Here is a 13566-nt window from a genome sequence, read left to right as displayed (position 1 = left end):
GGGGTTTGATGGGGGGGGTGTGGTGGCCGGGTTCATTTTGCTTGAGCTTAAGGCCGGTTGGGGCGTCGCCCGCTTGGATCGCGGGATGGAGCGGCGCGCCCCCCCCCCAGCGCGGCAACAACGAAGCGTGGATGTTGATGGCGCCGCGCGGCGGAATGTCGAGCACTTCCTGCGGCAGGATGAGCCCGTAAGCGGCGACCACCATCACGTCGTGCGGTGTGGCGCGCAGCAACTCGATGGCATCGGCGGCTTCTTGCGGATACTTCCCCGCGCGCCTGAGCGACGTGGGCTGCGCGACCGTAAGCCCGTGTTCGACGGCAAAACGCTTGACGGGGCTGGCGGTCAGCGTCATGCCGCGGCCAGCGGGCCGGTCGGGCTGGGTCAGAACCAGCGGCACGGGAAATCCGGCCGCGTGGATAGCCGCGAGCGCGGCGGCGGCAAATTCCGGCGTACCGGCGAAAACGACACGCAGCGATTGAGTCATCGATTGTTACTACCCTTGAGACAACATAAAGCGCTTTACAGCGCCTTTTCGAGCTTCTTCATCTTGCCGCGAATGCGCGTTTGCTTGAGCGTCGAGAGATATTCGACGAACACGTGACCCGCCAAATGATCCATTTCATGCTGGATGCACACGGCAAGCAGGCCATCGCAGTCCAGTTCGTAGCTTTCGCCTTTCTCGTTGAGCGCCTTCACGCGCACCTTGTCCGGCCGTTCGACGAAGTCGTAGATGCCCGGCACCGAGAGGCAGCCTTCTTCCCACTCTTTCTTGACCTCGCTCGCCCAGACGATCTCCGGGTTGATGAAGACGAGCAGTTCGTCGTGCGCATCCGATACGTCGATGACGATTACCCGCTCGTGCACGTCCACCTGAGTCGCGGCGAGGCCGACGCCGGGTGCCGCGTACATGGTTTCGGCCATGTCGGCGACGAGCTTGCGAATGCGGTCGTCCACGACGGCGACGGGCTTCGCCACCTTGTGCAGCCGCTTGTCCGGGTAGTTCAGTATCTTGAGCAGAGCCATGATTCGGATTATCTACGCGCGCCGCGACGCGTGTGAAGTCGGCCATTCGGCCAGGTTGCGGGTGGGTGGCGGCATGCCGAAGATATGCAGGTGAATCCGCTGGATTCAACGCCGCCGGCAAGCGGCCAACCGGCGTCGCTCGGCCTGAACACACGGGCGGGCGACACTTCTCAATTACGTTCCGGGACCAAAAATCTTAACATGACGACCGCCTTACCGCCGACCGAGCCTCAACCGGAGGCGCTCACCACGGACCTCGACGAACTTTCCGCCTGGATGCGGCTCACGCATGCAAAGGGACTGCGTCCCGCCGCCCTGCGCGCGCTCTTGAGCGCGTTTGGCGGACCGAAGAACGTTCTAGCCGAAAGTTTCGCCTCGCTCGCCGAAGTCACCAACACCGATGCCGCGACCGCCGCGCTCGCGCCGCCCGCCGAAGTCGAAGGCGTGCCATTCGGCAACTATATTGAACGCGTGCTGGAATGGGCCGCCGAACCCGGCAATCACATTCTCACTTTTGCCGATACCGCGTATCCGCAAGCGCTCCTCACCATGCCCGATCCGCCCGCGCTCTTGTACGCGAAAGGGCAAACCGACTTGCTGCAAGCGCGCGCGGTGGCGATCGTCGGCAGCCGGAACGCCACGCCGCAAGGACTCGAAGACGCGCGCCGGTTCGCGCGCGCGCTCTCGGACGCCGGGCTTGCCGTGGCGTCGGGGCTCGCGCTCGGCATCGATGGCGCGGCGCATCGGGGCGCGCTGGATGGCGCCACAGGCACGATCGCCGTCATCGGGACGGGCGCGGATCTGGTGTATCCGTCGCTGCATCATCAGCTCGCGCACGAAATCGCCCGCGATGGCGTGATCGTGTCCGAATGGCCGCTCGGCACGCCCGCGCGCTCCGCCAACTTTCCGCAGCGCAACCGGCTCATCGCGGGCCTGGTGCAGGGCGTTTTGATCGTCGAGGCGGCAATGCGCTCCGGCTCGCTCATCACCGCGCGGCTTGCCAACGAAATGGGCCGCGATGTTTTCGCCATGCCCGGTTCGATCCACGCGCCGCTGTCGCAGGGTTGTCATCGCATCATCAAGCAGGGCGCGAAGCTCGTGGAAACGCCGGAAGACGTGCTGGAGGAATTCGGCTTTCCCGCCACACCTCGCAAAAAGCGCGGCAAGGCGCCGGCACCGGCTCCGGCAAACGCCTCGTGGGCTTCGGCGCGTCTGCCCGGCAAACCCGAGACCGACGAAGCCGCCCGCGTGCTCGCCGCGCTCGGCCATGCACCCGCGACGCTTGAAAATCTCGCTGCCCGCACCGATCTCGACGGAGCCGCGCTGCAAAGCGCCCTGCTGCAACTCGAATTATCGGGCTTGATCGCGGCCTTGCCGGGCGGACGCGTGACGGCGCTCGAACGCTCGTGAAGTGGCGTCGTGCTACATTCGCGAAAAATGAGTACGACGCCAAACCCCAGACGAAAGGACGCCAGAAACGCCATGTCCGCGCTGAATCTCGATACCGATGCCGATGAGATCGCCGAGCGCATCGCCGTGCCCGGCACCTTGTTCGTCGCCTGTCTGTGCGCCGAATGGTGCGGAACCTGCCGCGAATATCGCGAAGGTTTCGACAAACTGGCGGCGGCGCACCCGGAAATCTGCTTCGCGTGGATCGATATCGAAAATCACGCGGACCGTTTCGATGACCTCGATGTCGAGAATTTCCCGACCATTCTCATCGAGGACTCGGTGACGACCCGCTTCTTCGGCACCGTGTTGCCTCAGGCTTCCATTGTCGAACGCATGCTGGTCGATCTGACCGCGCTGCCGAACATGGCGGGCGCGCCGAAACTGCGTCCGGCGCTTGCCACGGCGTAGAAAAGTGCGTGCGCGCGGCGTCGCGAAACGAAGCTCGCGGAACTAAACGGCGAGCGTCGCAATTCGTGCTTCGGCGCGCATCGAACAAAGCCTGTGCTATAAAGCGGCGTTAATGCAGTCCAAATCGGACCGCTGCCAAATACCTACTATATTGAGTCATGTCCAAAGCCCTGATCATCGCTGAGAAGCCTTCCGTCGCGAACGACATCGCGCGTGCGCTGGGCGGCTTCACGAAACATGACGAGTATTACGAGAGCGACGACTACGTGCTCTCGTCCGCGGTCGGCCATTTGCTCGAAATCGCGGCCCCGGAGGAATACGACGTCAAGCGCGGGAAGTGGAGCTTCGCCAATCTGCCGGTCATTCCGCCGCATTTCGACCTGAATCCCATCGCGAAAAGCGAATCACGGCTGAAGGTTCTGACGAAGCTGCTCAAGCGCAAGGATGTCGACCGGCTCATCAACGCCTGCGACGCGGGGCGTGAAGGCGAACTGATCTTCCGTCTGATTGCGCAGCACGCGAAGGCGAAGCAGCCGGTCCAGCGCCTGTGGCTGCAGTCGATGACGCCCGCCGCCATCCGCGACGGATTTGCGCATCTGCGTAGCGACGCCGACATGCAACCGCTCGCCGATGCCGCCCGTTGTCGCTCGGAAGCGGACTGGCTCGTTGGCATCAACGGCACGCGCGCGATGACCGCGTTCAACAGCAAGGGCGGCGGTTTCTTCCTGACTACCGTGGGCCGCGTTCAGACGCCAACGTTGTCTATCGTCGTGGAACGCGAGGAAAAGATTCGCCGCTTCGTGCCGCGCGACTACTGGGAAGTGCGCGCCGAATTCGTCGCGGCGAAAGGCATTTACGAAGGCCGCTGGTTCGACCCGAAGTTCAAGCGCGTCGAGAACGATCCCGAACAGCGCGACTCGCGTCTGTGGAGTCTCGCTGCGGCCGAATCCGTGGTGGCGGCTTGTCGCGACAAGACCGGCACCGTGACGGAAGAATCGAAGCCGTCCACGCAAATGTCGCCGCTGCTCTTCGACCTGACGAGTCTTCAGCGCGAAGCCAACAGCCGCTTCGGCTTTTCGGCGAAGAACACGCTCGGCCTCGCGCAAGCGCTGTATGAAAAGCACAAGGTCCTGACCTACCCGCGTACCGATGCACGCGCGCTGCCGGAAGACTATCTCGGCACGGTCAAGGACACGCTGACCATGCTCAAGGACAGCAACAACTATCTGCCGTTCGCAAAGCAAGTGCTCGACAAGGGCTGGGTGAAGCCGAACAAGCGCATCTTCGACAACTCGAAGATCAGCGATCACTTTGCCATCATCCCCACGCTTCTGGCGCCCAAGGCGTTGTCCGAGCCCGAGCAGAAGCTGTATGACCTCGTGGTCAAGCGCTTCCTCGCCGTGTTCTTCCCGGCGGCGGAATATCTGGTGACGACGCGGATCACCGAAGTCTCGGGGCATCACTTCAAGACCGAGGGCAAGGTGCTCGTCGAGCCGGGCTGGCTGCAGGTCTACGGTCGCGAAGCGGCGGGCGAGGAAGGCAATCTCGTGCCGGTGCAGAAAAACGAACAGGTCGATGTCGACAAGGTCGCTGCTCACGGTCTCGTCACCAAGCCGCCCGCGCGCTACAACGAAGCGTCGTTGCTCTCGGCCATGGAAGGCGCGGGCAAGCTCGTCGAAGACGAAGAGTTGCGCGAAGCGATGGCAGCGAAAGGGCTCGGCACGCCGGCCACGCGCGCGGCGATCATCGAAGGTCTGTTGGGCGAGAAGTACATGGTGCGCGAAGGCCGCGAACTGATTCCGACTGCCAAGGCATTCCAGTTGATGACGCTTCTGCGCGGTCTGGGCGTCGAGGAACTGACGGCGCCGGAACTGACCGGCGAGTGGGAGCACAAACTGTCGCAGATGGAGCGCGGCAATTTGCATCGCGATGCGTTCATGCAGGAAATCGCCCGCATGACGCAGACCATCGTCAAGCGCGCAAAGGAATACGACTCCGACACGATCCCAGGCGACTATGCCACGCTCGAAACGCCGTGTCCGCACTGCGAGTCGCAGGTGAAGGAGAACTATCGCCGCTTCGCGTGTACCAAGTGCGAATTTTCCATCTCGAAGATTCCGGGCGGACGTCAGTTCGAGATTCCTGAAGTCGAGGAGTTGTTGCGCGAGAAAACCATCGGACCGCTGTCGGGTTTCCGCAGCAAGATGGGCCGTCCGTTCTCGGCCATCCTGAAGCTCGCTTTCGACGACGAGATCAAGAACTTCAAGCTCGAGTTCGATTTCGGTCAGGACAACGGCGGCGAAGACGGAGAACCGCCCGACTTTTCCGAGCAGACGCCGGTCGGCGCGTGCCCGAAGTGCCAGTCGCGCGTGTACGAGCACGGCATGAGCTACGTCTGCGAGAATTACGTCGCGAATCCGAAGACCTGCGACTTCCGCTCGGGCAAGGTCATCCTGCAGCAGGAAATCGCGCGTGAGCAAATGGAGAAGCTGCTGAACGAAGGACGCACCGACTTGCTGACAAACTTCAAGTCGTCGCGCACGGGCCGCAACTTCAAGGCGTTTCTCGTCAAGCAGCCGGACGGCAAGATCGGCTTCGAATTCGAGAAGAAGGAAGCCAAGCCCGGCGCGAAGACGGCAGCGAAACGCGGCGCGGCAACGGAAGCGCCAGCCGATAACGGCGACGAAGGCGATAGCGATGTCGCCGTAGCCGCCAAGACGACGCGCGCCAAGCCCGCGACCAAGACGGCCGTGGCGAAGAAAGCGCCTGCGAAGAAAGCCGCGGTGAAAAAGACCGCTGCGCGCAAGACGAGCTAGCTTTAGCTCGCGTCGAAAAGAAAAAGCCCCGCGAAGCAATTCGCGGGGCTTTTTGTCATTGGCGGCGCAGCCGTGTTCAGTATGGCGACGCCGCCGGCAAGCGGCCACGCGGACGCGTCGGCTTGGCCAGCTTCGGGCCGAGTTCACTCTGATTCGAACGCGAACGCGACGCCACTTCCTCTTCGGCGCGCCCATAGTGCGGCGGCGGCGCAGTCGATACCGCGGGCCGGCCCATGCCATCGCGAATCCACTGTTCACCGAGCTGATGATTGGGCGTCTGGCTGAAATACTCGACGAGGTGATCGATAAACGTGCGCACCTTCGCCGGCAGATGCCGACGGCTCGGATAAGCCACGTTGATCTCCACTTGCGGCAACTGGAAGTCGCCGAGCAGGCGTACGAGCTGGCCGCGCGTCGTATCGTTGCCGATCAGATAGCTCGGCAGAATCGCGATGCCCATGCCGAGCAGCGCAAACTGGCGCAGCATTTCCGTGTTGTTCGCGATGATCACGTTGGTCGGCCGCACCCGCACTTCGCCGTCCGGGCCGGTGAACACGCGTTCATCGCCCCAATACTCGGCGGGCAAGCTCAGACACGGATGCTCGAGCAGATGTTCGGGGCGCGTTGGCGTGCCGTGCGATTCGAGGTAAGCGGGCGTGGCGCAGACGGTCATGCAGCCGGTGGTCAGACGCCGCGTAACGACGCTCGCGCTTTTCACTTGCCGCGCGATCACGATGCCCACATCGAAACCTTCCTCGACCAGATCGACCTGACGATCCACGAGCGTCACGTCCGGTACGACTTTGGGATAGCGCTGTGCATATGTCTGTAACACGGGCGCGAGATTATGCAGACCGAACACCACCGGGGCGACAATTCTCAACGAACCCATTGGCTCGTGATTCCGCGCAACCACCATTTGCTCGACATCTTCCAGTTCATCGAGAATCTGCCGCGCACGCTCCAGATAAACCTGCCCGGACTCCGTGAGCGAAAGGCTGCGCGTCGTGCGGTTCAGCAAACGCGTGCCGAGGCGACCTTCGAGGTCGGCGACATGGCGCGTTGCCACCGCATTGGAGATATCCATCGCGTTCGCCGCGCGGGCGAAGCTGCCGAGATCGGCCACGCGAATGAATACTCTCATCGACTGCAAATGATCCATGGGACAACTCCTGCCGCGAGGCGGCTTTCAATTTCTGCTGAAAAGCTATTCAGAATTATCCTAGGACTAGCGATTTCGTGCAGAAGTTGCGAGGGCGCGGAGTTTTTTCGGAAATTTCCGATGAAAATCATGGCTTACGCGAACGAAAGATCGCCGATTGTTGTCGGCCGCACAACACTCGAACGCACGCGCCACAAGCCGAGATTTTTGGTCAAGCTGGCCGCGCCAATTTTGGCGGGTTAGCGGAAGAAAATGCGAACCGGCATGGGCAGATTCGCATTTAGGGATTTATGCGCTCCGTGAGCGTAATCACGGAGCGCTTGCAACGACGGAAATCAGGCTGCCAGACGCCGTTCGATGTCCGCCTTGGCCTCCGGAAGCGCATCCGGCAAGCCTTGATGGAGCTTCGCGAAAAGCTCGTCGTGTAGGGCGAGCTCGTCGCGCCAGGCGGTATCGTTGACGGAAATGACCTGCTCGAATTGCTCGCGCGTGAAGTTCATGCCGCCCCAGTCGATGTCCTCGTAACGCGGCGAGATGCCGAACGCGTGTTCCTCGCCCGCCGCCGTGCCTTCGATGCGCCCGACCATCCAGTTCAGCACGCGCATGTTTTCACCGAAGCCGGGCCACGCGAACTTGCCGTCCGCGCCCTTTCTGAACCAGTTCACACAGAAGAACTTCGGCGACTTCGCGTTCATGCCTTCGAGGCGCTCGCCCATCTTGAGCCAGTGATCGAAGTAGTCGCTCATGTTGTAGCCGCAAAACGGCAGCATCGCGAACGGATCGCGGCGCACGACGCCTTGCTGGCCGGCAGCGGCCGCCGTGGTTTCGGAGCCCATGGTCGCGGCCATGTAGACGCCCTCTTTCCAGTCGCGTGCCTCGGTCACGAGCGGCACGGTGTTCGAACGCCGGCCGCCGAAGATGAAGGCATCGATTGCGACGCCTGCTGGATTCTCCCAGTCCGCGTCGATCGACGGACATTGCGATGCCGACACCGTGAAGCGCGCGTTCGGATGCGCGGCTTTAGCGCCGGTTTCCTTCGCGAGTTCCGGCGTCCAGTCGCGGCCTTGCCAGTCGGTGAGATGCGCGGGCGGCTTATCGGTCATGCCTTCCCACCACACGTCGCCGTCATCGGTGAGCGCGACATTGGTGAAGATCACGTTTTCCTTGAGCGTCGCCATTGCGTTGAAGTTGGTCTTCTCGCTCGTGCCCGGCGCGACGCCGAAATAGCCGGCTTCCGGATTGATCGCGTAGAGACGGCCATCGCGGCCGGGCTTGATCCAGGCGATGTCGTCGCCGATTGTCGTCACCTTCCAGCCGTTCATGTCTTGCGGCGGAATCAGCATCGCGAAGTTGGTCTTGCCGCACGCCGAAGGAAACGCCGCCGCGACGTGGTACTTGCGTCCGGCAGGCGACGTGACGCCGAGGATCAGCATGTGTTCGGCGAGCCAGCCTTCGTCGCGGCCCATCGTCGATGCGATACGCAACGCGAAGCACTTCTTGCCGAGCAGCGCGTTGCCGCCGTATCCCGAGCCGAAGCTCCAGATCTCGCGCGATTCCGGAAAGTGCACGATGTACTTCGTGTCGTTGCACGGCCAGGGCACGTCCTTGCGGCCATCCGAAAGCGGCGCGCCGACCGAGTGCACGCACGGCACGAACTCGCCGTCGTCGCCGAGCACGTCGTACACTTCGCGGCCCATGCGCGTCATGATCCGCATGTTCGTGACCACATACGGGCTGTCCGACAACTCCACGCCGATGTGCGCGATCGGCGAACCGAGCGGACCCATCGAGAACGGCACGACGTACATCGTGCGGCCACGCATCGAGCCATCGAAGAGGCCATCGAGCGTCACGCGCATTTCCTGCGGGTCGATCCAGTTGTTCGTGGGACCAGCGTCTTCGGGGCGTTGCGAGCAGATGAACGTGCGGTCTTCGACGCGCGCCACATCCGTGGGATCGGAACAGGCTAGAAAAGAGTTGGGGCGTTTGGCGGGGTTCAGTTTCTTCATTGTGCCGGCGGCGACCATCTGTTCGCAAAGGCGGTCATATTCCGCTTGCGACCCATCGCACCATTCGATGCGATCCGGCTTCGTGAGGGCCGCGACCTGCTGCACCCAATCGATCAATCTTCGATGTCGTACATAGGCCGGTGCTTCAAGATCTGCGGCGGTTTTGTTGTCTTCGACTACTGCGGGCTGGTTCATCGAGCTTCTCCGTTCTCTGCAATGAAAACCGGTAGCCCAACGACGCTGCATGCGAGAGGCTTTTTGCGACCGAACCGCCGGGCGCTTCATGCGCGTTGGCGCATGAAGAACGGATCGTGAGCCGTTTGCGCGTCGTGGGCGTGTGTTCCTCAGGCGCTCAAGCGAGCGACTTTGCGCCTTGCGCCTTAAAGGAACAAACTGTTAAAAAGAGATACTAAGTGGCCTGTCTCCTCCTGCCTAACCGCGTTTTCCGCAGTGTGCGCTGTGATTTCTTTATTTTTAGCGCATTCGTTCGCGGTCGTTCAAAAATTGGGAGTCAAGCATAACACCGCGTCACACGCCTACCGTGATGCAGCGCGTACATAGATGAAGCGCATATTTATCGGTAGTTACCCGAAGTTAGTGCGTGATTCATTGTCTCGCGAGTTCAATCGAGCAGCACGTTTGATGCCCAACAAAAGCTAATCAATGCACATGAAAATCGCCATTCTCGACGACTACCAGGACGCCGTTCGGAAGCTCGACTGCTTCCATTTGCTCGATGACCATGAGGTGAAGGTCTTCAATAACACGGTGCGCGGGCTCGGACAGTTGGCTAGCAGACTGTCGGAAACAGATGCCCTCGTGCTCATTCGCGAACGCACGCGCATCAGTTCCCAGCTTCTCGACAAGTGCCCGAAGCTGCGCATGATCAGCCAGACCGGGCGCGCGGGCGGCGGACATATCGACATCGACGCTTGTACCGAACGCGGTATCGCCGTGCTCGAAGGCACGGGTTCGCCGGTCGCGCCGGCCGAGCTTACTTGGGCGCTCATCATGGCGGCACAGCGGCGCATTCCTCAATACGTCGCGAATCTCAAACAGGGCGCGTGGCAGCAATCTGGATTGAAAACCTCTGCACTGCCGCCGAACTTCGGCTTGGGACAAGTGCTGCGCGGACAGACGCTCGGCATCTGGGGATACGGCAAGATCGGCCAGTTGGTCGCGGGCTACGGCAAGGCGTTCGGCATGAATGTGCTGGTGTTCGGCCGCGAGCATTCGTTGCAGGCAGCACGCGACGATGGCTTCGCCGTCGCCGAAAGCCGCGAAGCGCTCTTCGAACAGAGCGACGTGCTCACCGTCCATCTACGTATGAGCGATGAAACGCGCGGCATCGTTCGAACGGAAGACCTCATGCGCATGAAGCCGACCGCGCTCTTCGTCAACACGAGCCGCGCCGAACTGCTCGAAGAGAACGCGTTGCTCAATTCGCTGCATCACAACCGGCCGGGCATGGTCGCCACCGATGTCTATGAAAGCGAGCCGATTCTGCAAGGCTACGGACTCTTGCGCATGGAGAACGTGATCTGCACGCCGCACATCGGCTACGTAGAGCGCGAGAGTTACGAGCTCTACTTCGGCGCGGCGTTCAGGAACATTCTGGCCTTCGACGCCGGCGACAAGTCGAGCGTGTCGAACCCGGAAGCGTTGCAGCACGCGCGGCGGCGTTGAGCGCAAGAGCGAGCGGCCGCGCGGCGTTCGCTAAAGCGTCGATACCTCGATCGAAGGCTCGCATCGCACCGGGAAATTCACCGAGTTCGCGATGAAGCAATAGCGATGCGCGTCTTCATGCAGACGCGCGGCTAACTCGGCGTCGTTCCCCGCGCCGATGGTCACGCGCGGATGCAGCGTCACGTCGATGAAACGGCCGCTGCCGTCCTTATCTTCCTGCATCGTGCCGATGGCTTCATCGACATATCCGGTCACGACGATCTTGTTGGTCGCGCACAAATGCAAGTACCAGAGCATGTGACACGACGACACCGACGCCACGAACAACTCCTCCGGATTGTGGCGCGCAGGATTGCCGCGAAAGGCGGGATCGCTCGACGCTTCTATCGCGGCCTTGTTCGCCACGCGCACGAGATGGTCGCGCGAATAAGCGTCGTAGGCGGACGTGCCCGAACCGAGATCGCCTGTCCACGCGACGCTGAGCGTATAGGTGTGCTTCTTCGCCACGTTCTGCTCCTTGGCTCTAGTCGAGATGTGAAGCTGCCTCCAGAAGACGCGGCAGATGCGCGAGGAAATCGTCGGCATCGGCGCGGCCCAGATCGTACGCGTGTTGCATCTGCGCGGGGCTCGTATAGTCCCAGCTCGAAATTGGCACCTTGCGCGACGGCTGAACGTAGATGCGTCGCTGCTCGCCATGCGGCACCACGAACATGCGCTCGCGCGGATACAGCCGCGTGACCATGACGAGCACCGTTCCCGGCGATGCATCGAGCGCGGAGACGGGCACGTTATCGACCATGCCACCATCGAGCACGGGACGACCGTTGCGCCGCAGAATCGGCGTGAAAGGCGGCGTGCTCGACGACTGCAGGATGAGGTCGGCGAGATCCTCCAGCGTCGCGCACTCTTGCGCGGTGACGAACTCCGGATGAAAACCGAGCGCGGTGCCGAGCGTCGGATGCAGCGTCTTGCGCACGTACTTTTCGATGTTATACGCGATGATGCCCGCCGCCACCGCGCTGCGCGCCCCGAGCCAGCGCGGCAGATGCGACACGCCGATGCGAATCTCCGGCGCCGTTTGCAGCGCGCCGAAGCGTTCCGCGAAAATATCGAGCAGCGCCTGACGGTAGATGCGGTAATGCGGGAACACGGACTGACCGCGCAGCAGGTTGCCCCAATAGGCGTTCTTCGTGTTGCCGCTCAGGGCTTTTGCGTAGTACTTCATCACCCATTGCGCGTTGTTTGTGTGGAGCATGCAGGCGGTGGCCGCACCCGCCGAGATGCCCGCGATGATGCGCGGCTTGAGATCGAGTTGCGGCTGGATGACGTCCCAGAAACCTGCCTGCCACCAGCAGCGATTGCCGCCGCCTGCGAATACGACTTGATCGAACATGTTTGCTGCTTAAGCCTTTTGCTGATGCGTCGGGTTGATGAGCGCGTAGGTCGTGGTCGCGTGAGCGGCGAGTTCGCCGTCGTCGCCGCGAAGCTCGATTTCGCCGAAGACGAGATTGCGGCCGCGTCGCTGGATTTTCGCGGTGACGAGGACATCGCCGGACTTGACCGGGCGCATGAAGGTCGTGTTGAGTGAAACGGTGGTCATGGGAACGAAGCCGCCCATTGCGTGGGAGATGGCGACGACCATCGCGGTATCGGCGGCGGCCATGAAGACCTGACCGCAGATGACTCCGCCCGCGTGCCGCAGATGATCGGCGTGCGGCAGACGCAGCGTAATCGAATCTTCCGTGGAAGATTGCGGCGCGAGATGCAGTTCGCGGACCCACGGCGCGAGGATCGTGTCCAGCAGATTGCGAATGGCGGAGTCGTCCATGGCTGTGAGTTTTTATGCTGTGTGCGTGATGATACCGGGCGGGACGTTTTCGATTCGCAGGCTGGCCGTTGGTGCGATGCGAAAATTTTCGGGCGAAGGACTTGCGCTTTTCGAAATAACCCCGCTATAATTTCATTTCTGTGTTGGGGGCGTTAGCTCAGTTGGTAGAGCAGCGGACTCTTAATCCGTAGGTCGAGTGTTCGAGTCACTCACGCCCCACCAAAGAATTAATGCAAAAAGCCCGGTCCTCGTGACCGGGCTTTTTGCATTTCGAGCCTTGCGACTCTCTCACTCGCATCCGCAGCGGACGGTCGGTCATGTCTGCCGCTTCCACCTCATCGCGCCAAAAATTAAGAATTTTCGCGCTAGCCCTCGCTTTCAAATCGCTGAACAATCCTTGCCTCTTTCGCTCTCGATGCAACAAGGGCGCTGGTCGATCCGTTACCGTTCACGCGAGTCCGCGAACGCATCTGTCGAAACATCGTGACGCGGAAACCCGCGCTGTTCGTCACCGCATCGAATGCGTCCGGCACGCTGTCTCGCAAGGTTCCAATGGTCTTCACGAAACAACACTTAGTAGTCGCCCTCGCTTCCATTACCGTCCTCCTGAGCGGATGTGCGACGGAAGCATCCAAATCACTGCCCGTTCAGGCGGTCAGCATCGCTCAGACGCCCTATGCGGGCAAGCCGGTAGCCGTCGCCGTTGGCAAATTCGACAACCGTTCGAGCTATATGCGCGGCCTTTTCTCCGATGGCGTCGACCGCGTCGGCAGCCAGGCCAAGACCATTCTCGTCACGACGCTGCAACAGAGTCGGCGCTTCTCCGTCCTCGATCGCGAGAACATGAACGAGACCAAGCAGGAAGCCGCCATCGCAAACAAGCAGCAAGCGCTTAAAGCGGCCAACTACGTCATTACCGGCGACGTCACCGAATTCGGGCGCAAGGAAGTCGGCGATCGCGAGTTGTTCGGCATTCTCGGCAGCGGCAAGAGCCAGGTAGCCTACGCCAAGGTGAGCCTGAATATCGTCGATACATCGACCTCCGAAGTCGTCGCGTCGAGCCAGGGGGACCTATCCGTAATTCTGTGGGCGAGGCATATTATGAGAGGTAAAAGTCATGGATATGCCGATGAAGAAGAAACGCACCGTCGCTTCTCAGGCAGCGGCCCGAGGGCCGCTGCC

At 61.6% G+C, this 13566-nt stretch carries 12 protein-coding genes and 1 tRNA gene; 6 read left to right on the top strand and 7 right to left on the bottom strand.

All coding sequences use genetic code 11. The features are described from left to right. On the bottom strand, positions 1-484 hold a 484-nt coding region (locus NCR40_RS00065), incomplete at its 3' end, for a methionyl-tRNA formyltransferase (RefSeq protein WP_284507674.1). A gap of 35 nt (positions 485-519) precedes the next feature. Continuing rightward, positions 520-1023, bottom strand: coding sequence for a peptide deformylase (def, locus tag NCR40_RS00060; protein WP_244826728.1), 504 nt, complete (start codon positions 1021-1023; stop codon positions 520-522). A 201-nt stretch (positions 1024-1224) separates the two neighbouring features. Here def and dprA point away from each other — a divergent pair, with 201 nt between their 5' ends. The 3 genes from dprA to NCR40_RS00045 all read left to right on the top strand — a co-directional run bounded on the left by dprA (position 1225) and on the right by NCR40_RS00045 (position 5699). Further along, positions 1225-2433 carry a DNA-processing protein DprA gene (gene dprA, locus NCR40_RS00055; RefSeq protein ID WP_250508439.1) on the top strand — a complete coding sequence of 403 codons (1209 nt, stop codon included), beginning with the start codon at positions 1225-1227 and terminating at the stop codon, positions 2431-2433. Between the two features lie 72 nt (positions 2434-2505). Beyond that, complete coding sequence (locus NCR40_RS00050; protein WP_250491640.1) at positions 2506-2883, top strand: thioredoxin family protein; 378 nt, start codon at positions 2506-2508, stop codon at positions 2881-2883. Positions 2884-3041: 158 nt separating this feature from the next. Beyond that, entirely contained in the window at positions 3042-5699 is a 2658-nt protein-coding gene (locus tag NCR40_RS00045; protein WP_250491639.1) for a DNA topoisomerase III, read from the top strand. A gap of 76 nt (positions 5700-5775) precedes the next feature. Here the strand turns inward: NCR40_RS00045 and NCR40_RS00040 are convergent, their stop codons facing one another. Both NCR40_RS00040 and NCR40_RS00035 read right to left on the bottom strand, forming a co-directional pair. After that, entirely contained in the window at positions 5776-6861 is a 1086-nt protein-coding gene (locus tag NCR40_RS00040) for a transcriptional regulator GvmR (RefSeq protein WP_244826724.1), read from the bottom strand. Positions 6862-7196: 335 nt separating this feature from the next. Continuing rightward, a complete protein-coding gene (locus tag NCR40_RS00035) occupies positions 7197-9065 on the bottom strand; it encodes a phosphoenolpyruvate carboxykinase (GTP) (RefSeq protein WP_244826723.1) in 1869 nt (622 codons plus the stop codon). A gap of 474 nt (positions 9066-9539) precedes the next feature. Between NCR40_RS00035 and NCR40_RS00030 the strand changes: the two genes are divergently transcribed. Beyond that, complete coding sequence (locus tag NCR40_RS00030) at positions 9540-10556, top strand: D-2-hydroxyacid dehydrogenase family protein (RefSeq protein ID WP_244826722.1); 1017 nt, start codon at positions 9540-9542, stop codon at positions 10554-10556. 30 nt (positions 10557-10586) lie between these two features. Here the strand turns inward: NCR40_RS00030 and NCR40_RS00025 are convergent, their stop codons facing one another. Genes NCR40_RS00025 through NCR40_RS00015 form a run of 3 tightly spaced genes read right to left on the bottom strand, consistent with a single transcriptional unit; the run spans position 10587 to position 12384 of the window. After that, on the bottom strand, positions 10587-11063 hold the full coding sequence (locus tag NCR40_RS00025; RefSeq protein ID WP_250508438.1) for an OsmC family protein: 477 nt from the start codon (positions 11061-11063) through the stop codon (positions 10587-10589). Between the two features lie 16 nt (positions 11064-11079). After that, a complete protein-coding gene (locus NCR40_RS00020) occupies positions 11080-11949 on the bottom strand; it encodes a patatin-like phospholipase family protein (RefSeq protein ID WP_250508437.1) in 870 nt (289 codons plus the stop codon). A gap of 9 nt (positions 11950-11958) precedes the next feature. Next, on the bottom strand, positions 11959-12384 hold the full coding sequence (locus NCR40_RS00015; protein WP_250508436.1) for a PaaI family thioesterase: 426 nt from the start codon (positions 12382-12384) through the stop codon (positions 11959-11961). A 146-nt stretch (positions 12385-12530) separates the two neighbouring features. On the opposite strand from NCR40_RS00015, the gene NCR40_RS00010 reads away from it, so the two are divergent. Together NCR40_RS00010 and NCR40_RS00005 are read left to right on the top strand one after the other, a co-directional pair. Further along, positions 12531-12606, top strand: a tRNA-Lys gene (locus tag NCR40_RS00010). 330 nt (positions 12607-12936) lie between these two features. Beyond that, positions 12937-13566 (top strand): CsgG/HfaB family protein (locus tag NCR40_RS00005; protein WP_250508440.1); only part of this gene is annotated, 630 nt, incomplete at its 3' end.

This window comes from Caballeronia sp. GACF4, from assembly GCF_023631025.1.
Classification (GTDB): domain Bacteria; phylum Pseudomonadota; class Gammaproteobacteria; order Burkholderiales; family Burkholderiaceae; genus Caballeronia.
Note: the sequence above shows the minus strand (reverse complement) of the source record. Positions and strands in the feature narration are given on the sequence as shown.